This is a genomic window from Sorangium sp. So ce327 (assembly GCF_051530205.1).
Lineage (GTDB): Bacteria > Myxococcota_A > Polyangia > Polyangiales > Polyangiaceae > Sorangium > Sorangium cellulosum_B.
Genome location: NZ_CP150330.1, coordinates 6,629,384 through 6,650,717 on the forward strand (window position 1 = coordinate 6,629,384; position 21,334 = coordinate 6,650,717).

Here is a 21,334-nt window from a genome sequence, read left to right on the forward strand (position 1 = left end):
AAGCGCGCCCCGCGCCGGAGAGGCGGCGGGCCTCGTCGCTCAATCCTCCGGCGAGTAGTCGCAGACGCCACCCGCGAGATCCGCGCAGGACCGGGCCTCCTCCTCGTAACACTCGGCCGTGCGCTCGATGGCCGTGGCATAGGACGCGCGGTCGGACAGCTCGAGGCACAGCGCGACGCACGTGTCCTTTCCAGGGCTGTCGGTCTGGCACTCGGCGTTCTTGGTGCAGACCACCTCGCACGCGTCGATGTCCGACGAGCATCCAGGGGTGGGAGCGAAGAGCAGCAGGGCCAGGACGAGCGCGGGACGGGGCATGGCGAAAGTTCCAGCGGCCATCGGAGCACGCGGCCGAGCCGGCGGCGAGAGGCGAGCAGGGGGCGGCCGCGCGGCGCCGGCTCGCCCCTGCCCCGGATCCCTGCTGGAAGCGCACGCCGCCGGAGGCGAATCGAGCCGGTGAGCCCACCGGCGAACTCCGTGTTCCGCCCGAGTCGTCAATCGCACCAACGAAGACGGAGGCTCTTCTCAGGGAGTCATGCCCGGAGCCATTGCCATCCGACGCGCCAACCACCGAGCTCTACAGGGCGATCCGAACTCGGCCATTCGGCTGTGGAGCAGCACCCGGCCATTACGTATGCTCCAGATCTCCGCCCGTCGAAAGCGTGCGCTCCCATGGCGCGCAGGACGAGCAGAAGCGTAGGTGTATATTTCCCACGCCGCTACACCTGGAGTCGCTGTGGGATAGAAAACGTTGGAGGTGCCATGAAGTCGATGCATTTTCTGGGTTTCTTCGTGCTCAGCACGATCGCGGCGACCGCCGCTGGCTGCGGCGGAGACGACGAGGGCAACGGAGGCGGCGGCGGCGAGGGAGGAGCCGGGGGCACCACGACGTCCTCCGCGACCACCGGCCCCACCGCCGGCAGCACCTCCACGGGCTCAGGCGAGGTGGACGACGGGAACGACAGCCCCGAAGAAGCGGAGCCGATCCAACCCGAGGACGGTTGGCTCGAGGGGACGCTCGAGCCGTTGGACGAGGACGCTGACTACTACAGCTTCACCGGAGCCAAGGGGCAGCCGGTGTACATCCTGAGCGACGCGAGGCCTTCGGATGACGAGCGGGATCCGACATACCCGGATACCGTCATCACGCTGCTCGACGCCGACGGGAACCAGCTCGCGCAGAACGACGACCCGGCCCAGGGCTTCACCAATGACAGCGAGCTGCTCACCGTCCTGCCAGCAGACGGCGAGTACGTCATCGTCGTCCAGGATTGCAACGCCGCCTTCCCGCAGTTCGCCTTCCCGAACGGCTGCTTCGACCCCGCCGAGGTCGTGAGCTTCGACTACGGGGTGGCGCTCCTCGCGCTCGATGTGGCGGAGAGCGATACCGACAGCCTCATCAGCGACACCGAGCCCAACAATGACGCCGAGCAGGCCGTGCAGCTGCACTATGAGCTGAACAACGACGAGTCGGGCTACTTCACCACCTTCGCTTTCGGCAATTTCGAGAGCGCGACCGACGTCGACGTGTATTCGTTCACCCCGCCGGAGACCCCTGCGGTCGACAATGCCATCCTCGCCCAGCTGATCGTCGACCAGCCGACAGGGGTCGAGGGCAACGGCTCGACGGTGAAGGTCAGCGAGATCGCCGTGTTCGCCTCGACCGATCTGACCAACGCGTACGCGAAGGTGGACCCCTCGACGGGCGGCGATATCGCCCTCCCGGTGGAAGCTGGGCAAGAGTACTTCGTCTTCGTCAAGCGCCCTGCGGGAGAGGTAGGAAAGAACGACTTCTACATCGTGCTGCACAACCGCACGAGCTCCGATCCCCTCGAGGCGGAGGAGGAGACCAACGGTGTCGTGGAGACGCCGGAAGGCGGCCTTGTCTCCTTCGCCAACGGAGGAGGCGGCGTCAGCTACGCGATCGAGGGCCAGCTCGCCGACGGAGAGACCGCCGACGTCGACATCTATGCCGTCCCCCTCGACGACGTGGAGGAGGGCTGGACGTTCTCGGTCGTCTGCGAAGCGCAGCGCAACGGGTCCGGGGTCCGCGAGCTCAGCGCCGAGGTGCTGAACGGAGACGGCACATCGATCGACGCCGCCACCTACTCGGCCACGGAGACCGAGGACGAAAACCTGTACGTCGAGCGGGTCGCGATCCCGGAGGCCCCAGCGGACAACCGGCTGCTCGTCAGGGTATCGGCCGGGACGCCCGCCGCCGACGTGACGAGCCGAGGATACAATTGCCTCTTCGCCTACCTGCCGCCGGAGACCGAGTGACGGTCTGAAGCACCTCGCTCCCCGTGGTATAGCCCGACCGACATGAAGGTCGGCACCACCCCCGCGCGCTCCGGGCTCCTCTCACTTCTCCTGCTCGTCGCCTGCAACGCTGGCACCCAGACCGGCGGGGTCTCCTCGCCGGCCACGGCCGGCAGCGCCGCGCCGCAGGCGGCGACGTCGACCCCGGCGACGACCGCGCCGTCCGAGACGCCGACGCGCGCCGAGTTCGATCCCGTGGCGCAGGGGCTCACCGTGGAGGGCGTGAAGCAGCTCTGCGACGAGCACCTGCGCGCCGCGGAGGGGCACCTCGCCGCGATCAGGGCGCTCCGAGGCGCGCCGCCGGAGAAGCTCACCTACGCCGCGACGCTCGGGCGGTTCGACGACGCCGCGCTCGAGGTGAACAGCGCGGGCGAGTTCCCCTACCTGATGGGGGTCGCGCACCCGGACGCGGCGGTGCGAGAGGCCGCAAGGCTCTGCGAGCCGAAGGTCGACAGGTTCACGACCGCGATGTGGCTGGACGCCGATCTCGCCGCCGTCATCGAGGCGTACGCCGAGAAAGGCGACGCGCGCGAGACGTTGAACGGTGAGCGCGCCCGGCTGCTCTCCGATGTCCTGCGCGACTTCCGCCGCAACGGCCTGTCGCTGCCGGTCGACCGACAGCAGCGCCTCCGCGACGTGAACGAGCAGATCACCCGCATCGGGCAGGAGTTCATGTCGAACCTGTCCGCGTCGACCGCATCGATCGAGATCGCGCCCGCGTCCCTCCAAGGGCTGCCCAAGGAGTACGTGGCGAAGCACGCGCCCAAGGCGAACGGCAAGGTCGAGATCACCACCGATTACCCCGACTTCTTCCCGTTCGTCACCTACGCCAAGGACCGCAAGGCAGCGCTCGCTCTCTACGTCCTGTTCACCAACCGCGGCGGCGAGAAGAACGTGAAGCTCGTCGATCGCCTCCTCGCGCTCCGCTCCGAGAAGGCCAAGATGCTCGGCTACAAGAGCTGGGCGGACTACGCCATCGAGCCGCGGATGGCCAAGACGAGCGGCGCCGTGCGCGGCTTCCTCGACCAGGTCAGGACCGCGCTGAAAGAGCCCGCCAAGGCCGAGTTCGCCGCGCTGATGAAGGAGCACGTGCGGCTCGGAGGCAAGCCGACCGACAAGCTCCCCCCCTCCGATCGCTACTTCCTCGAGGATCGGGTCCGCGCGTCCACGTACCAGTTCGACTCGCAGGCGCTCTCGGATTACCTCGAGCTCGGCGCGGTGAAGCAGGGGCTCATGGACATCACCGCGAAGATGTACGCCCTCGAGTACAAGGAGGTCCCCGCGAAGGCGTGGCACCCCGACGTGACCGCGTACGAGGTGCGCTCCGAGGGCAAGCTGATCGGCAAGTTCTACCTCGACCTCTACAGCAGGCCCGACAAGTACAAACACGCGGCGATGTTCACCGTGCGGACCGCGAAGCTGCTCGACGACGGGTCGTGGCAGAGCCCCGTCGCGGCGCTCGAGTGCAACTTCCCGAAGCCGGGGGCGCAGCCGGCGCTGATGTCCCACGAGGACGTGGTGACGTTCTTCCACGAGTTCGGGCACGTGCTGCACCACCTCCTGACGCGCTCGGAGCTGGCCTCCTATTCAGGGACCGCGACGGTGCGCGACTTCGTCGAGGCGCCGAGCCAGATGTTCGAGGAGTGGGCGTGGTCGCGCGAGGTGCTCGATCTGTTCGCGAAGCACCACGCGACCGGCGAGAAGATCCCGGACGCCCTCTTCCAGGCGATGACCCGCGCGCGAGGCTTCGGTCGAGCGCTCGCGACGCAGCGGCAGCTCACCCTCGCGTCGATCGATCTGGAGCTCCACACCCGCGATCCGGGCTTCGACGCGACCGTGGTCGTGGAGCAGGCGCAGCGCGCGAACGAGTCCTTCGCCTTCGTGAAGGGGACGCACCTGCAGTCGAGCTTCGGGCACCTCATCACCTACGACGCGGGCTACTACGGCTACCAGTGGGCGCTGTCGCTCTCGCGCGACGTGCTCACCCGCTTCAAGCAGGAAGGCCTGCTGAACCCCGCCGTCGCGCGCGCGTTCCGCGACGAGGTGCTCGCGAAGGGCGGCGGCGTCGAGGCAGGAGCGCTCGTCACCCGCTTCCTCGGCCGCCCGCCGAGCCACGACGCGTACCTCGCTTACCTCCGGGGCAAGGAGTGAACGGGCAGCTTCAGGGCTCGATCGCGACGCCGAGCTCCTCGCGCAAGGCGTGGTAGGCGTCCGAGACCGTGAACGAGAGGAGATCGCCGATCTTCTCCTCGGCCGTCAGCACGCCCGGCGCGTCTCCCCGCGAGAGCGACGACGCCGCCACCGAGAGATCGCTGGTCAGCAGATAGCCGACCCGGGCAGCGCACCGCTCGACCGATCCCACCCAGTGCGCGAGATCGAGCGGCGCGCGGATCTCGTAGAGCTCGAACACCGCGGCCTCCAGGGCGTCACGCTCGCTCTCCGTCAGGTGCTCGTCGAGGAGGGGCACCAGCCCGAGCACCGCGCCCTCGAGGTCGGCGGGTACGAGCTCCGACGGCCGCGCCACCTTGACGGCCGCCGCGAGGCAGACGCCGAGCTCCTCGAGCGACGGGAAATGGAGCAGCAGCCGGTGCGGGCCGACGTGGTACGCGACGTGGCTGCCCACCAGGAACGCGAGCTCGGCCGCCGTCCTCCCGCGGAGCGCCTCGCCGCCGACGAGGATGCTCGGCTCCTCGACCGGCACCGCGGCGACCGCGATCGGCGCGTCCTTGCGGAGGTAGACCGCCGGCGCGGCGATCCCGAGACACCGGCTCGCCCACGAGAACAGGCGAACCACGCCGGCCGCGTTCCGCTCCGCGTCGGAGCGCGCTGCCGGATCGAGCTGGGGAACCCGCTTCTCCCGCACGCGCTGGGCGAAGCGCGCGCGGATCGCCGCGCCGGCGACCGACGCGAGGACCTCCTCGAGCGCGCGATCGCGATCGCCCGCGCGCAGGAGGTCCCACGTCGCGACGCTCAGCCCGCGCGCAGGCTGGACGAGGCCCGCCGGGCGGTGCTCCTCGAAGATGAAGCGCTCCCGCGCCTCGGCCGCGCCGAGGTAGACAGCCACGCTCGCGGCGGACCACGCCTGGTCCACCCGCCTCAGCTTCTGGAACGTGTCGAACAGGTCGTGAAACACCTGGACGTTGCCGGGATCGAGCACCGCGGCGGCCTGGAGGTGCGCGGCGGCGCGCTCGAGCCGGCCGGCGGTCCGCGCGAGCGACGCCGCGCTGAGCCGCCCCGGGACATCGTCCGGTCGCTCATCCACCGCGCCCTCGAACGCCTCCAGCGCGGAGCTGGGATCTTCCAAGTGATCGCGGAAGAGCATGCCGAGGCGGCGGCAGAGCTCCCAGGTGACGTCGCTCCGGACGCGCAGGTCGGCGATGCGCTGCGCCCGCTCGAGCATCCGCCGGTACGCGAGCTCGAGCTCGCCCCATTCCTGCCGCGCCGAGAGGAGGATCGCGATGAGGGAGAGCGGATCGAGGAACGTGGGATCTGCGTCCAGCGCGCGCTCGAGCAGCTCGATCCCGTCCCGCTCCCGCGTGACCTCGGTCAAGGTCGCGCGGGCCTCGCCCTGCATCGCGGTGCGCGCGAGCTCCAGGAGCGCGACCGCCCGCTCCCTGGGCTCCTCCATCAGGTCGATGAGGCATCGGCGCGCCACGATCGACGCATCGACGTCGCCCGCTGCCTGGTAGAGCCGGCCCAGGCCGCGCAAGACCGTGGGGTCGTCGGGGCGGAGCTCCCGCGCCCGCTCGAGGAGCTCCAGCGCGCGCGCCGGCTCCCCGGCGATGCTCTCCCAGCGCTCTGCGAACTGGACGAGGAGCCCGAAACGATCGCCGTCCCCCTCGACGCGCGTGAGCAGCCGCTCCTCCGCGATGCGCAGCCGGACGAAATCGCGCCCGGTGAGGTGGAGCTCGACCAGCGCCTCGAGCGCGGGCCGGTGCTCCGGCGCGAGCGCGAGCGCCTTGTCGAAGCTCTCGATCGCCTCGCGGTGCCGCTCCTGGCGCCACCTGGTCTGGGCGATGCGCAGATGCACCTCCGCGCGGGCGTCCCGGTGCGCGACGCCGACGAGCGCGAGCGCCTTCTTGTACGCGGTGAGCGCGCCCTCCAGGTCCGCGGCGGTGGCGAGCATGTCGCCAGCCGCGAGGTACTGCGCGACCGGATCGTCCGGCGCCGGCGCCGGCGTGGTGGCGGCGTCCCGCTCGTCCGCGACGACCAGCTGCGCTGCCTCGGGCCTCTCCGCCGGGGGCGCGCCCGGGGCGCCGCCGCGCGGGACGAGCACCGAGAAGGAGCCCCGCCCGCCCGTCCGCGCGAAGCACGGGATGGCGCTGGCGAGGTCGGCGTTCCCCTCCACGCGGCGGAAGATCGCCTCCGCGGTGAGGCCGCGCTCCGGCTCGGCCTCGTCGAGGTGCTCGACGAAGGCGCGGGTGAGCACCGACGGCAGATCCGCGTCGAGCGAGCCGATCGGGTGGGCCGCGACGAGGAGCTCGACCCCCGTCACGGAAGACGCCACCGCCTGCTCCGCGGCGGCGACGACGGCGCGCGAGGTCGCCCCGGGGCCGTGATGGCACTCGAGGACGAAGAGCACCTCGCCGCGCGCGCGATCGCGGAACACCGAGGCGATGTCGCCCAGCGCGTCGCCCACGCCGGGGTTCTCGGGGTCGAGGCAGAGGAAGAGCTCCCCGTCCGGCGACAGCGCGACCGCGCTGGAGGCGTAGAAGAGGAACAGGGTGGATGCGTCGTCGCGCGCGGCGTCCTCCGCGTCGACCAGGGTCCTCCGCGTCGCAACGACCTCGTCGAACAGCGCGTCGAGCTGCTCCGCGAGATCCCGGGCGGGATCGACGTCGATCACCCGGAAGCCCGCGTCGTCCAGCGAGAGGCGGGCCCGGATGAGATCTCCGTCGAGCGAGCCGGGCGCCGGCCGCTGATCGCGGTGCAGGCTGGGCGTGGCGACGACGGCCAAGCGCATCAGGGCGCCCTCTTCTCGTTGCGTACGCGCATGCAGGCGAGCAATCTACCCAGGGCCGCGCCCGAAGCGAAGCGGGTTGCCACGCTGCGCCGCACCACGCCGCAGCGTGAGGTCCCCCGCACGAGAGATCAGCCGGCAGAGAACAGGCATGAGCGAAGGCAGGCGTCGTTGGTGGACGGAAGTACCCCGCAGCGCACGAGCAGCTCGCGCCGCGTCAGCCGCGTCAGCCGCGTCAATTGCGCTCGCGGTCGCCCTCGTGTCCGGCTGCGGGAGCGTGTGCGACGAGGCGACGGAGCACACCGACGAGTGCGGCTTCCACGGCAGCGGCATTTCCGCCGAGGCGTCGTGCGACGGCCGCGTCCGGTGCGCGTCGGCGTGCGCGGCGGAGGCTCCCTGCGGCGCGTTCGATGGCACCGACGCGGCCGCGTTCGATCGGTACCAGCGCTGCCTCGAAGCTTGCTGAGCCCGCCGCGTCGCTCAGCGGGCGGCCCGGACGAGCGCGGCGCCGTCCGGCGGCCTGTCGTCGTCCGGGCCGAGGCACAGCAGCGACAGGTCCTTCCAGGGAGCGAGGCCCTCGCCGCCGAGCGGCTCGAGGTGGACGAGGACGTCCTCGAGCACGCGGCCAAAGCCGTAGATGTCATCGCGCGGATCGCTCGCCCGCCCGGCGAGCCGCTCCGGTGAGACGTACCCTGGGCTGCCGCCGGCGGACGGCGCGCCACGCGGCCTGGCCAGCCCGAAGTCGGTGAGCACGGGCTCGCCGAGGTTGCGCAGGAGCACGTTGGCCGGCTTCACGTCCGCGTGGACGTAACCGCGCTCATGGATTCGGGCGAGCGCGCGCGCGAGCGGACGCGCCCACCGCGCGATCGGCGCGAGCGCCGCCGCGTCGCCGGCGCGGAGCACGTCCCTCACCGACCCCCGCGCGATCCACTCGAGCGCGATCCACCCCTCCTCGGGGTCCGCGTCGAAGACCCGCACGACGCCGGGGCCCCCGAGCGCCGCGGCGAGCCGCACCTCGCGGGTGAGGTGCGCCCTGTCGCCGCCCCGCCCGTGGTAGACCTTGAACCCGATGCGCCGGCCGAGCACCTCGTCCTCGGCCTCGTAAACCGCGCCGGCGCCGCCGCGCGCCACCTCCCGGAGCAGGCGGAACGGGCTCTTGCCCGCCGAGGGCGCGACCACGGTCACATCCTCCAGCCGGGCGACCGCGGCGGGCCGATCCGCGCCGAGCGCCGCCCGCCAGCGCTGGTGGCGCTCGCGCGCGCCTGGCGCGCCGATCTCCCGGACGAGCACCCGCTCGATCGCGCCGACCGCGCGCGGGAGCTGCCCCAGCGAGGCGTAGAGATCGGCCGCGAGGACGAGGCCTTCGGTCGAGGACACCGGCTGGGCGCGCGACGCGCCCCCGCGCTCGCGCGACGCGGCGCCCTCCAGCACGGCGAGCGCGCCCTGCTCGTCGCCCCGGGCCGCGAGCAGATCCGCGCAGGCCACGCGGATCGGATCGGGCAGCACCCGCTCCTCCATCGCCGCGACGAGGTGCGCCACGGCCTCGGCTTCCCGGAGCGTCCCGCGCGCCCGCCGGAGCACGGCGATGACCTCGTCCGTCGAGGGCCCCTCCCGCGTGCCGGAGCTCCGCAGGCGCGCGATGTCGTCGCCTCCACCTTCACGCGACGCGCGCGCGTGCGCCTGCGGCCGCTCCGCTCGCGCAGGATGCGCGCTGCCCCCGACGTCCGCCCCGCCCGGCCCGGCGGCGCCGCGCGCGTCCGCCGGCGCACCGCCGTCCGCCGCGGCGCCGCCGAGGCGCTCCTTGAGCCGCCGCCACAGGCTCACGCCGCGCCGCCCTCGGCGCCGCCACGCCGGATCGACGGAGCCTCGCCCGCGGGGGGTAGCCGGAAGACCGCGGTTCCCCCGCGCGCCGAGGCGATCGCGTCGCCCGCGCACAGCTCGACCGACGGCGCGAGCTGGTAGTCGCCGAGGAACGGCGGCGGCGCCCCCGGCGGCGTCTTCAGCGCGACGAACGCCGAGGCCCCAGCCCGATCGACGCGGATCCGCCAGGGGCCGACCGGCAGATCGCCGAGCGGCGCCGTGAAGCGATCGCCCGCGATCTCCACCACGCACCCCTCCCCCGTCCCCGGCGTGATCGCGCACGGCACCTCCCCGCCCAGCAGGAGCTGCACGCCGCGGCCGACGGGCAGCGGCCCCGTGAGCCGCGCGCCCGCGAGCGTCGTGCCGTTGCGCGTCCCGAGGTCCTCGACCTCGACGCCGGACGGGCCGCGCCGGATCCGCACGTGCGTCCTGCTGACGGCGCGGGACGCGACGACGACGGTCGCCTCGCCGCGGCCGATCGTGACCTCGTCGCCGAGCGCGCACCGCAGGAGCGCGCCGCCGAGCTCGAGCGAGAGGATCGGCCCCGAGAGGAGCCGCGCGCGGATCGCGCGCAGGGCGTCGGCCACCTGCTCGCCGCCGCGGTTCCCCGCGATCCAGGCCTCGGCCACCGCGATCGCCTCGCGGCGCTCCGCCATCCGGTCGAGATCCGCGATCGACCGCAGGACGGCGGCGAGCTCTCGCTGGTCCCTCTCGACGGTCATCGAGGAGCGGAGCCGCTCCTCGAGCCGCTCGATCGCGCCCGCCGCGGCCAGCACCCGCGTCTCCGACTCGGTGTCGCCCACCAGGGCGTACGCGTCGGCCGCGCGCTCGAGCTCGCCCGCCTCCTCGAGCTCGCGCGCGACGGCCAGCGCCTCGCTCCGCATCACGCTCGCGCCCCGCGCGCGCACCAGATCGAACGCGAGCAGCGCCTTGCGCCCGAGCGCCGCGCGCTTGAGCTCCGGGCTCTCCGCCATGCGGGACGCCGACGCGCAGAAGGCGATCCGCTTCTCGACGCTCCGCTCGGCGTCCGCCCGGAGGAGGAGGACCCGGGCCGCGTCGTCCGGCATCCCGGCGTCGAGGTACAGCTCGACCGCCCCCGCGAGATCGCCGGCGAGCTCCTTGGCCTCGGCCGCCCTGCGTCGGCTGTCCCCCCGCCTGAGCCCGAACCACTCAAAGAGACTCACGCAGCGCCATCCTCGCCCCCATCCGACATCCTACCCTTGATGCGCGCCGGCCCCAACCGCCAGCGTTGACTCCCTCCCTCGTCACCCGCAGGATTTGCGGCCTCGATGTCGACAACGAACCGCCTCGGCGAACTGCTCGTCCGCGAAAAGCTCATCAGCCTCCAGCAGCTCAGGCAAGCCCAAGAGGAGCAGCGCAAGACAGGTCAGAACCTCGGGTACGCGCTCGCCAAGCTCGGGTACATCTCCGACGGAGAGATCACGAGCTTCCTCTCGACGCAGTACCGCGTCCCGGCCGTCGCCCTCGACGAGTACGAGATCGACGCGGAGGTCTCGCGCCTCGTCTCGCGGGACGTCTGCGAGAAGCACAAGATCATCCCCATCTCCAGGTCGGGGACGGCGCTCGTCGTGGCGATGGCCGACCCGACGAACCTCCACGCGATCGACGACATCAAGTTCCTCACGGGCTTCAACGTGGAGCCCGTCGTCGCGTCCGAGACCGGCATCACGGAGGCGATCGAGCGCGCCTACAACGTCGGGCCCTCCTACGACGAGGTGCTGAGCGAGTTCGGGGAGGAGGAGGTCGGCTTCCAGGTCGAGGCCGACGACGTGAACGTCCTCGAGCTGGAGAAGGCCGCCGAGGGCGCGCCCGTGGTCCGGCTCGTCAACGCGATCCTCCTGAACGCCATCAAGAAGGGCGCGAGCGACATCCACGTCGAGCCGTACGAGAAGAAGCTCCGCGTGCGCTACCGCATCGACGGCGTGCTGATGGAGGAGATGCAGCCGCCGATCAAGCTGAAGAACGCGATCTCGAGCCGCCTCAAGATCATGAGCTCGCTCGACATCGCCGAGCGGCGGCTCCCGCAGGACGGCCGCATCAAGCTGAAGATGGGCAGGGGCCGGGAGATGGACTTCCGCGTCTCGGTGCTGCCGACGATCTGGGGCGAGAAGATCGTCCTCCGCCTCCTCGACAAGTCGAACCTGCAGCTCGACATGGCGAAGCTCGGCTTCGATCCGAAGCCGCTCGCCGACTTCAAGTGGGCGATCGGCCAGCCGTGGGGCATGGTCCTCGTCACCGGCCCGACCGGCTCCGGCAAGACGACGACGCTCTACTCGGCGCTGTCGGAGCTCAACCAGATCGGCTCGAACATCAGCACCGCCGAGGACCCTGTCGAGTACAACCTGCACGGCATCAACCAGGTGCAGATGCACGACGACATCGGGCTGAACTTCGCGATGTCGCTGCGGTCGTTCCTCCGGCAGGACCCGGACATCATCATGGTCGGCGAGATCCGCGACTTCGAGACGGCCGAGATCGCCGTCAAGGCCGCACTCACCGGCCACCTCGTGCTCTCGACGCTGCACACGAACGACGCGCCGTCGACGATCTCGCGCCTCCTCAACATGGGCGTGGAGCCGTTCCTCATCACCGCCAGCGTGAACCTCGTGCTGGCCCAGCGCCTCGCGCGCAAGATCTGCCCGGACTGCCGCGTCCCGCTGAAGGTCGACGCGAGGGTGCTCCTCGACTTCGGCTTCACCGAGCAGCAGGTGGCGCGCGCGGAGCTCATCCGCGGCGCGGGCTGCAAGACCTGCAACGGCTCCGGCTACAAGGGCCGCGTCGCGCTCTACGAGGTCATGCGCTTCACCGACGCGCTGAAGGAGATGGTCCTCCAGGGCGCGTCCACGGCCGAGCTCAAGGCCGCCGCGATCAAGGGCGGGATGCTGACCCTCCGGATGAGCGGGATCGAGAAGGTGCTCGCGGGCGTCACCACGACCGAGGAGGTCGGCCGCGTGACGATGGGGGACTGAGCGCATGACCACCGAGCTCGTCGGACAGCAGGAAGGCCTCCGGTACACGCTCCAGCAGCTCCTCCGCGCGATGGTGGAGAAGGGCGCGAGCGACATGCACATCACGAGCGGCACGCCGCCGCTCCTGCGCATCGACGGCACGGTGGTGCCGCTGAAGCTCCCGCCGCTCATGCCGAGCGACACGAAGCAGCTCTGCTACTCGGTGCTGAGCGAGGAGCAGGTGGCGGCGTTCGAGCAGCGCAACGAGCTCGATCTCTCGTTCGGCATGAAGGGGCTCGCCCGCTTCCGCGCCAACATCTACATGCAGCGCGGCGCCGTCGCCGCCGCGTTCCGGCAGATCCCCTTCCGGATCATGAACTTCGACGAGCTGGGCCTGCCGCCGGTGGTGCTCGACATCACCGCCAAGCCCCGCGGCCTCGTGCTCGTGACGGGCCCGACGGGCTCGGGCAAGACGACCACGCTCGCGAGCATCATCGACAAGATCAACTCGGAGCAGCGGCTGCACATCCTCACGATCGAGGATCCGATCGAGTACCTGCACCCGCACAAGCTGTCGCTCGTGAACCAGCGCGAGATCGGCTCCGACACCGCGTCGTTCAAGGACGCCCTGCGGTACGCCCTGCGCCAGGATCCGGACGTCGTGCTCGTCGGTGAGATGCGCGACCTCGAGACCGTCGAGTCGGCGCTGACGATCGCCGAGACCGGCCACCTCGTGTTCGCCACGCTCCACACGAACTCGGCGATCTCGACGATCAACCGCATCATCGACGTCTTCCCGCCGCACCAGCAGTCGCAGGTGCGCCAGCAGCTCTCGTTCACGCTCGTCGCCGTGATGACGCAGCTCCTCCTGCCGCGCGCGAACGGCCCGGGGCGCGTCATGGCGATGGAGGTCATGATCCCGAACGCGGCGATCAGGAACCTCATCCGCGAGGACAAGCTCCACCAGATCTACTCGCAGATGCAGGTGGGCCAGTCCGGCAGCGGCATGCAGACGATGGCCCAGTCGCTCGTGTCCCTCTACCAGCGCCGGATGATCACGCTGGAGGAGGCGTTCGCGGCGGCCGCCGACGGCGAAGAGATCCGGGCGATGCTGGAGCCCCGTCAGGCGGTGAGCTCGCGGAACAACGGCCCGAAGCAGCCCTGACCACAGCGGCGCCCTGCCCTTCGGTTCACCCTGCACGCTCGACCCGCCTTACGGCTCACGGCGCGGCGCGGCGGGAGGCGGGGCGGACGGTCGGACGAGCGCCGCTGGCATCCAGAAAATCGCAGTAAAATCGAGGTTTTGGAGAGGGGGCTCCACACTTTTTTGACATCTACCCAACCGTTCAGTAGGTTCCGCCCGATGCAGGGGCTCACCGAGCGACAACAGCAGGTGCTTCACTATATCCGGCAGTCGATCAGCGAGCGCGGCTACCCGCCGACGCTGCGCGAGATCGGCGCGCATATGGGGATTCGCTCGACGAACGGGGTGAACGATCACCTCCGGGCGCTCGAACGCAAGGGCTACCTCACGCGCGAGGACATGAAGTCGCGCGCGCTCCGCCCGCGCGATCTGGACGGCGCGGGCGCCGGCGGCGGCGCCGATCTCCGCGGCGCGCTCGTGAACGGTGGGAACGACGCCCCTGCGAACGATCAGGAGGACGACCTCGTCGAGATCGCGGTCGTCGGCCGGATCGCCGCGGGCCTGCCGATCCTCGCCGAGGAGCACGTCCTCGATACGGTCCGGATCGAGCGCACGCTCGTGCGCGGCGGGCGCGAGGTGTTCGGCCTGCGCGTCACCGGCGACTCGATGATCGAGGCGGGCATCTTCAGCGGCGACTACATCTTCGTGCGCCGGCAGCTCACCGCGCAGCGCGGCGACATCGTGGTGGCGTTGATCGGCGACGAGGCGACGGTAAAATACTTCTTCCCCGAGAAGGACTACGTGCGCTTCCAGCCGGCGAACGCGGCGATGGCGCCGATCCTGGTCCGGGCGAGCGACTTCAAGCCCGCCATGCTCCTCGGCGTGGTCGTCGGCGTCTACCGGAAGCTCTGACCTCACCCTTCCCTTCCCCGAGCCGGTTGACGCGCGCCGAGCGGCCTTGATAGCGTCGCGACGGCCGGGCAGACGGTCTTAGGTGCCCGCTCCAGAAAGAACGCGATCGTGACGACGCACGGGCGGCGATTCGGGACTTGGATTTCAGGCGCGGGCATGGTGCTCGCGGCGGCTCTCACGGGCGGCTGCGGCGGTACCCTCTACGCGTTCACCGCGAACTCGGCCTCGAGCAAGCTCGAGACGGCCGAGGCGCTCGGCGCAGAGAAGTATGCGCCGTACGAGTACTACACCGCGCGCGAGCACCTCTGGAAGGCTCGGGAGGAGGCCGCGGCCGCCGACTACGGCGACGCGATCGACTTCGCCGACGTCGCAGAGGAGTACGCGGACAAGGCGATCACCCTAGCGAAACAGGCGCACGAGGGCGCGGGTCGATGAGCATTGGAATGACGCGCCGCAGTTCCCGCCGCGCCCGTCGCGCAGGTGCCGTCGCTGTCGTGGCGATCGCCGGGGCCGCCTTCTCGTGCACGCAGGTGCCGGTCATGCGCGGCGACATCGAGGCGCTGACCACCATCGCGAAGCAGGCGGAGCGCAACGGCGCGCTCCGCTGCGCGCCGCGCGAGCTGGCGATGGCGAAGTCGCACCTGTCGTTCGCCTCGGTCGAGCTCGATCAGGGCTTCTTCGTCCGGGCCAAGGAGCACCTCGACATCGCGAAGGCGAACACGCACGCCGCGTACGACCTCTCGCCGCCGCAGAAGTGCGCCGAGCGCGGGTTCGTCGAGGAGGCGCCGCCGCCCAAGCCCGGAGACTGCGACGGCGACGGGCTGCTCGATCCGCAGGACAAGAAGTGCCCGTGCGACGCCGAGACCTGGAACGGCTTCCAGGACGATGACGGCTGCCCGGACGATCCGGACACGGACGGCGACGGCCTGACGGACGGCAAGGACAGCTGCGTGCTCCTGCCCGAGGACAAGGACGGCTACCTCGACGAGGACGGCTGCCCCGAGCTCGACAACGACCTCGATACGGTCCTCGACGCGAACGACAAGGACAGCACGGGCAAGAACTGCGCGAACGACCCGGAGGATCCGGACGGCTACGAGGACGCCGACGGCTGCCCCGAGCCGGACAACGACCAGGACACCGTGGTCGATCTCGAGGACCAGTGCCCGAACGAGCCGGGCGTGGTCGGCGGCGACAAGCCGGGCTGCCCGAAGAAGCCGAGCCTGGTCATCGTCACCGAGAAGGAGATCAAGATCACGCAGCAGATCCACTTCGAGTTCGACAAGGACAAGATCCGGCCCGAGAGCTTCCCGATCCTCGACGCCGTGGTCGAGGTCCTCCAGCAGAACCCGAAGATCAAGATCGAGATCCAGGGGCACACGGACAACAAGGGCGCCGCGGCCTACAACAAGAAGCTGTCGGATCGGCGCGCGGCCTCGGTGAAGAAGTACCTGGTCGCCAAGGGCATCGACGAGGCCCGGCTGACATCGAAGGGGTACGGCATGGAGCAGCCGATCGTGCCGAACACGTCCGACCAGAACCGTGCCCTGAACCGGCGCGTGCAGTTCGTCCGTACGGAGGGCGCGCAGTAGTCCAGCCGTCGCGGGAGCACCGCCTGGCGTGTCGGGGTACGGTCGCTCTCGACCGCGCAGTCCAGGGGGCCGGACCCGGCCCCCTCCTCCTGAAAGCAAGAGCCCCTCCCCAGCACACCCTGGAGGTCTGAACCCGTGTTTTTCCGTCGTTCACGCCGCGCTCGTCTCGCGTCTGCACTGACTTCGCTGTGGGTCCTCGGCGCGCCGGCGGTCGCCGGCGCCGCCGGCGAAAAGGACGCGGAGGCGATGAAGCTGCACAACCAGGCGATGGACGATGACTACCTCTCTGTCGAGTTCGACAAGGCGGAGAAGAAGCTCAAAGACGCCCTGAAGAAGTGCGACAAGAACGCCTGCTCGAAGCCGGTGGTCGGCAAGCTGCACATCGCGCTCGGCACGGTGTATGGCGGCGGCAACAAGCTCCAGCAGGCCAAGGCCGAGTTCGTGCTGGCGCTCCAGGCCGATCCGAAGGCGGCGCTCATCGACGCGCTGACGACGACCGAGCTGGCCCAGGCGTTCAAGGAGGCCCAGAAGGAGGCGCAGGCCGCCGGGAAGGCGCCTCGCGACGGCGGCGGCAAGGCCACGAAGGCCGCGGCGGGCGACGTTCCCCACACGCCGGTGGCGGAGCAGGCGGTGAACACGCCGGTGCCCGTGTACGTCGAGATCCCGGAGGAGATCGACGCGTCCAAGGCGACGGTCCGCTACAAGCCGTTCGGCTCGCCCAAGTGGAAGTCGCTCGAGATGAGGCGTATCGAGAGCGGCTTCGGGGTGGAGATCCCCTGCGAGGATGTCACGACGACCGGCGATATCCGGTATTTCGTCATCCTGAGGGACGAGGCGGGCGATCCGGTGGGCACCGCCGGTTCGATGCAGGCGCCTCACCGGGTGCCGATCAAGAACGAGATCGAGCAGGAGCCGTCGCTGCCTGGCCAGGAGCCGCCGAAGCGGTGCGCCGCGAAGGAGGATTGCCCGCCGGGCCTGCCTGGCTGCCCCGAGGCCGGCGGCAAGCGCGGGGACAAGACGTGGGGTTCGGCCTGCGAGGCGACCGAGGAGTGCCAGTCGGGGCTCGCCTGCGTGAACGGGACCTGCGAGCAGGGGAGCGACGAGGGCGGCGGGGCGTCGAAGGGCAAGGGCAAGGGCAACCGCAACGTGGTCGGCGTCTCCGGCCAGCTCGACCTGCTCCTGGTGCGCGGTACGGATTACGTCTGCTCGGGCAGCGACGCCGCCTACGCCTGCTTCTATCCGGGCGGCGAGGGCCGGCAGTTCTACGGCGAGCCCGCGGATCTGGAGGGAACGAACGGGGTCAAGGGCGGCCTGAGCCTCGCTGGGTGGCGGGTGATGCTGTCGTACGATCGGCAGCTGTTCTCGGACCTGTCGCTGCTCCTCGGCGTACGGGTCGGATTCGCGTTCGGCGGCTCGCCGTCTTCCAAGAACGGGCCGACCCCGTGGACGGACGAGGCGGGCAATGACCTGCAGAACCCGCACCTCCAGGCGCTCAGCTTCCTGCCGCTCCATGCGGAGCTCCGCGCCACGTATTTCCTCCTGGGGGATCGGATTGTCGAGAAGGGCGGGTTCCGCCCCTATGCCTTCGCCTCGCCCATCGGGCTGGCCCAGGTGAACGCCTCGGTGCCTGTGGATGTGTGCGATCGCCGCACCGAGGAAGGGGATCTGGTGCGCACCAGCAGCAGCAACAGGTGTCCGGCGAACACCCGCTACGTCGAGAATCTCGATGCCTTCCAGATCACCGGGCGGAACTTCTCGGCGCTAGGCGCCGGTGTGGTCTATGGCATCACCCAGAACTTCGGAGTGTCTGCCGAGATGAAGGTGATGCTGATGTGGCCAACGCTCGGCCTCGTCCTGGCCCCCACCGTCAGCCCCGTGTTCGCCTTCTAGCCCCGTCTCCCGCACCCAGAGCGACGTTCCCGACGCGCAGACGTGCTCCAGCGCAGCGCGTCGGGGCAGCCGAGCCCCTCTTCCCTCCCCCGTCCCAGCCGCAGCGCGGGGGGTGCCCGCACAGGAGACGGGCCCAGATCGGCGTTTTCGGCGCGCAGGCGTACTCACGTACGCCGAGCACCGAAAGCGCCGAGATGGGCCCGTATCCGAAGCGGGCGCCCCTCGCGCTAAAGGTCGAAGTGTTCGGTGCCGAGCAGCTGGTAGAGGCCGTAGAGCGACCCGGCGTCGTGGTGCTCGAAGCGAACGCCCGCGCGCGCCGGCCGCCCCGCCGCACCGCGGCGGATCCAGGCGATACGACCGCGGAGGCTCAGCGGATCCCACAGGTTCGGGGCGGTGACCTCGAGCGTCACCGACGCCTCGGGATCCAGGAGCTCCGACGCGAGCTGGGCCTCGGACAGCTCGATGCCGGCGCCGCCCAGCCCCAGATCGCGGATGCGAACGCCGTGCTCCTCGATCGACTGGCGATCGCGCAGCGTCGCCCCAAGATCGACGCGTCGCCTCGCGTGAACGCGAAAGTGGTCCCGGACAGCCATCCTGGCGCATTCTCCAGTCGACGCGAACATATCACGAGAGACGCGCGCACACGCTCGGTTCGCCAAGCCGTGCGGCGCAGGGGCGCAGGCGCGACCACGCGCGCCGCGCGAACAGCATGCTCGCCCGGTCGCCCATGGCTGCGTTCGGTAAAGCGACCGTCACGTGTTAGCCTTTGGGCTTCGCGGCGAACCTTGGGTAACATGCGGACCACATCCGCTGGAGCGAGTCGCGAGCGAGTCGCGAAGTAGACGGGAGTTCTACCCTGATGGCCCAGGACACACGCAAAGATCCGCGAGCGAGAGTGCTGCAGATGACCGTCCGCTACAAGAGCGCCACGGTCGACGAGTTCATCGAGCACCACTCGCATGACGTGAGCCGAGGCGGCATCTTCATCAAGACGCCGTCGCCCTTCCCCGCCGGCACGCTGCTCAAGTTCGAGATCCGTCTGCAGGACGAGCAAGCCGTGATCGCCGGCGTCGGCCGCGTCGTGTGGAAGCGCGAGCCCGCGCAGGGGAGCGACGCGCACCCGGCGGGCATGGGCGTGAAGTTCATCAAGATCGATGAGAAATCCAAGGCCGTGATCACCCGGCTCGTCGACGCGCAAGCGGGCGCCGGGTCGGCGTTCGAGGCCGGCATCACCGACCGCGCGGATCTGGGCGACGACGTGCAGGAGATCACGGCCCCGTCGGCGACCGCGAGCGCGCCGCAGGCCGAGCCCGCGGCCGCGGCCTCCAAGGCAGCGCAGGCGCAGGTGAAGCGGGCGTCGACGATGCTGGGGCTCGGCTCGATCGGGGCGAAGGCCGACGCGGGCAAGGGCGAGGCGAAGAAGGCCGACGTCGCGGAGGGCGGCGGCTTCTTCCCGCAGACGAACCCCGAGAAGGAGATGCCGCCGCCCGACGAGCGGACGATGATGAAGCAGGCGGCCGAGCTGCTGAAGCAAGCGCTCGCCGACGCCGGCGGCTCGCTGGACGAGATCGGCCCGTCCAAGGAGCCGCTCATGGCCGCCCCGCCGAAGAAGGCCGAGTCCGCTCCGGCGCCGAAAGAGGAGCACGTCAGGCCGCTGGCCGAGCCGGCGGCGATCCCGGTCCCGGCGGTCGCCCAGCTGGCGAACGAGCGGGAAGCGCGGGACGAGGCGCCCGCGGCCGAGGCGAGACCAGCGAAGGCGGCCGCGGCCAGGAGACCGGCCGAGATCGCGGACCGGGCGCCGGCGGACGATCTGCACGGCAAGCCTGCGCGCCAGGACGTGAAGGCGTCCGACGATCAGGCGAAGGCGAAGCCGGCGGCCGCCAAGCCGAAGGAAGAGAAGGCGGCCACGGCCAAGGCCGCACCCGCGGCCCAGGCTCCGCTCGCGCAGGAAGAGGAGAGCAGCGGCACCGGGCGGCTGCTCACGATCCTGCTGGTCGCGGCAGCGCTCTGCGGCGCGCTCTGGCTCGTCTTCGGGCAGAGCGACAAGCCCTCCACGACCCCGCCGGCCGCGCCCGAGCAGCCCGCGGCGAAGCCTGCGGCTCCGGCGGAGAAGCCTGCGGCTCCGGCGGAGAAGCCTCAGCCGACGGAGGTCGTGCCCGCGGCGACGGACAAGGCTGCGCCCGCCGCGACGGCGGCGCCCACGACGACCGCCGAAGCGCCCGCGGCGCCGACGGCGAGCGCCACCGCGACCGCGGAGCCTGTGACGCCCAAGGCGACGGCCGAGCCTGCAGCCCCGGCGACGGCGGAGCCCGCGGCCCCCAAGCCGACGGCGGAGCCTGCAGCGACCACCCCAGCGCCAGAGCCCGCGGCCCCCACGGCGACGGCGGCGCCCGCGGCGCCCAAGCCGGCGGCCCCTAGGCCCAGGCCGGCCGCGCCGAAGCCGCCGAAGAACGACGATCCCTACGGTTGATGACCAGGCCGCGGGTCCTCCGCGGGAGAGGCAGCTGCGATGAGCGGCTCGGTGAGTCACGTCGGTGAATCAGGGCTGGGCCGCTCGAAGGCGGCCGCCACGCTGGCCGCGCTGGGCCTGCTGGCCGCGACCGGGCTCGTCTGCGGCGCGGTCGCGCTGCGCGATCCCACGGCGGTGACGGCGCTCGAGGGGGGCGCCAGCGCCTTGCCGGGCCCTTCGCCGGCCGCCGCGCCCAGCAGCAGCGGCCGCGAGAGCAGCAGCGCGCCGGCCCCCGAGCCGGCGCCGGCGCTCGCGCCCGCGGAGCCCGAGACCCCGGCGAAGGCGCCGCCTGCCCGCGCTCAGCCCGCGGAGCTCGAGAGCGCCCAGGCCGCGGGGAGCGCGGCGCTCGGCTCGCTCGCGCAGCGGTATCCGGAAGACCCCGCGGTCCTCCGGGCCCTCGCGGTCGCGCAGGGGCGTGAGAAGGCGATGGCGGCCGCGCTGCTCACGGCGCAGCGGCTGTTCGAGGTCGCTCCCGAGGAGGCCGGGAACGACGAGCTCAAGCAGATCATCCTGAGGGCGGCGAACGGCACCCCGGACGTCGCCCTCACGGCGTTCGATCTGATGGCCAAGCACATGGGAAGCCGCGGTCCCGACCTGCTCTACGAGGTGGTGACCGCGCCGAAGTTCGGCGATTGGCCCAGGGACCACGCGAGCACACGGCTGATGGAGAGCAGCGTGCGGCAGCTCGCGTCGCCGGCGCTGCTCGTCGCCGACGATCTGCGCCGCCTCACGGAGTGCCCCACCAAGGCGATGCTCGCCAGGGTGCGCGAGGAGGGCGATGTCCGCGCGCTCCATTACATCAAGGCGCTGGGCACCCCCCAGCCATGCCGGGGCCATCGGACGCGCAAGTGCCTCAGGTGCGGCCCCCTCCAGAAGGAGCTCCGCGCGACGGCCAGCGTCATCGAGAAGCGCAAGAACGACAAGGCGGCGGCAGCGCCGCCCGCCGCGAGCGCTGCTCGCTGAACGCCTTCGTCTCGCCAACCCCGAACCGGCCTGCGCCCCCTCGCTTCGCCGCTTTCACGCCCCGACGTGACGGCGCCGAGCGGCTTCTCTCCGCGCCACCCCCGCAAAGCTGCAGGCACGGAGGGAGCGCATCGGCACGGCCGCGCGGGCGATTCGATCGCTCCGAAGCAACCGCTCAACACCTGCTGGGAGCGGCACGGCCACGCAGACAGCTCGACG

The 21,334-nt window shown here is 71.2% G+C and carries 16 protein-coding genes; 11 read left to right on the top strand and 5 right to left on the bottom strand.

The features are described 5' to 3' along the window. Positions 1-39 precede the first annotated feature (39 nt). Positions 40-315 (bottom strand): hypothetical protein, encoded by a 276-nt coding sequence (locus WME95_RS24765; RefSeq protein WP_437910861.1) that lies wholly within the window; start codon positions 313-315, stop codon positions 40-42. Positions 316-759: 444 nt separating this feature from the next. Here WME95_RS24765 and WME95_RS24770 point away from each other — a divergent pair, with 444 nt between their 5' ends. Further along, positions 760-2,277, top strand: a complete 1,518-nt coding sequence (locus WME95_RS24770; protein ID WP_437910862.1) for a hypothetical protein — start codon at positions 760-762, stop codon at positions 2,275-2,277. 42 nt (positions 2,278-2,319) lie between these two features. Next, a complete protein-coding gene (locus WME95_RS24775; RefSeq protein WP_437910863.1) occupies positions 2,320-4,467 on the top strand; it encodes a M3 family metallopeptidase in 2,148 nt (715 codons plus the stop codon). A gap of 10 nt (positions 4,468-4,477) precedes the next feature. Here WME95_RS24775 and WME95_RS24780 read toward each other — a convergent pair whose 3' ends face one another. After that, a complete protein-coding gene (locus WME95_RS24780; protein ID WP_437910864.1) occupies positions 4,478-7,279 on the bottom strand; it encodes a tetratricopeptide repeat protein in 2,802 nt (933 codons plus the stop codon). 256 nt (positions 7,280-7,535) lie between these two features. Here WME95_RS24780 and WME95_RS24785 point away from each other — a divergent pair, with 256 nt between their 5' ends. Continuing rightward, complete coding sequence (locus WME95_RS24785) at positions 7,536-7,742, top strand: hypothetical protein (RefSeq protein ID WP_437910865.1); 207 nt, start codon at positions 7,536-7,538, stop codon at positions 7,740-7,742. A 14-nt stretch (positions 7,743-7,756) separates the two neighbouring features. On the opposite strand, the gene WME95_RS24790 is transcribed toward WME95_RS24785, so the two are convergent. Together WME95_RS24790 and WME95_RS24795 are read right to left on the bottom strand one after the other, a co-directional pair. Continuing rightward, positions 7,757-9,100 carry a serine/threonine-protein kinase gene (locus WME95_RS24790; protein WP_437910866.1) on the bottom strand — a complete coding sequence of 448 codons (1,344 nt, stop codon included), beginning with the start codon at positions 9,098-9,100 and terminating at the stop codon, positions 7,757-7,759. Next, positions 9,097-10,320 (bottom strand): FHA domain-containing protein, encoded by a 1,224-nt coding sequence (locus tag WME95_RS24795; protein ID WP_437910867.1) that lies wholly within the window; start codon positions 10,318-10,320, stop codon positions 9,097-9,099. The genes WME95_RS24790 and WME95_RS24795 overlap by 4 nt, the downstream gene beginning before the upstream one ends. A 105-nt stretch (positions 10,321-10,425) precedes the next feature. Between WME95_RS24795 and pilB the strand changes: the two genes are divergently transcribed. The 6 genes from pilB (at position 10,426) to WME95_RS24825 (ending at position 17,643) form a co-directional block, all read left to right on the top strand. Further along, positions 10,426-12,126, top strand: a complete 1,701-nt coding sequence (gene pilB, locus WME95_RS24800) for a type IV-A pilus assembly ATPase PilB (RefSeq protein ID WP_437555160.1) — start codon at positions 10,426-10,428, stop codon at positions 12,124-12,126. A 4-nt stretch (positions 12,127-12,130) separates the two neighbouring features. Further along, entirely contained in the window at positions 12,131-13,270 is a 1,140-nt protein-coding gene (locus tag WME95_RS24805; protein WP_437555162.1) for a type IV pilus twitching motility protein PilT, read from the top strand. Positions 13,271-13,468: 198 nt separating this feature from the next. Continuing rightward, positions 13,469-14,161: a transcriptional repressor LexA gene (gene lexA, locus WME95_RS24810; protein WP_012237101.1), complete on the top strand. Its 693-nt coding sequence runs from the start codon at positions 13,469-13,471 to the stop codon at positions 14,159-14,161. A 108-nt stretch (positions 14,162-14,269) separates the two neighbouring features. Beyond that, positions 14,270-14,596: a DUF4398 domain-containing protein gene (locus WME95_RS24815; RefSeq protein WP_012237102.1), complete on the top strand. Its 327-nt coding sequence runs from the start codon at positions 14,270-14,272 to the stop codon at positions 14,594-14,596. 8 nt (positions 14,597-14,604) lie between these two features. Then, a complete protein-coding gene (locus WME95_RS24820; RefSeq protein ID WP_437555164.1) occupies positions 14,605-15,753 on the top strand; it encodes an OmpA family protein in 1,149 nt (382 codons plus the stop codon). 246 nt (positions 15,754-15,999) lie between these two features. Next, entirely contained in the window at positions 16,000-17,643 is a 1,644-nt protein-coding gene (locus WME95_RS24825; protein ID WP_437910868.1) for an EB domain-containing protein, read from the top strand. A 227-nt stretch (positions 17,644-17,870) separates the two neighbouring features. Here WME95_RS24825 and WME95_RS24830 read toward each other — a convergent pair whose 3' ends face one another. After that, positions 17,871-18,236, bottom strand: coding sequence for a PilZ domain-containing protein (locus tag WME95_RS24830; RefSeq protein ID WP_012237106.1), 366 nt, complete (start codon positions 18,234-18,236; stop codon positions 17,871-17,873). Positions 18,237-18,502: 266 nt separating this feature from the next. Between WME95_RS24830 and WME95_RS24835 the strand changes: the two genes are divergently transcribed. Beyond that, positions 18,503-20,113, top strand: coding sequence for a TIGR02266 family protein (locus WME95_RS24835; protein ID WP_437910869.1), 1,611 nt, complete (start codon positions 18,503-18,505; stop codon positions 20,111-20,113). A gap of 51 nt (positions 20,114-20,164) precedes the next feature. After that, positions 20,165-21,115, top strand: a complete 951-nt coding sequence (locus WME95_RS24840) for a hypothetical protein (protein WP_437910870.1) — start codon at positions 20,165-20,167, stop codon at positions 21,113-21,115. Positions 21,116-21,334: the final 219 nt, after the last annotated feature.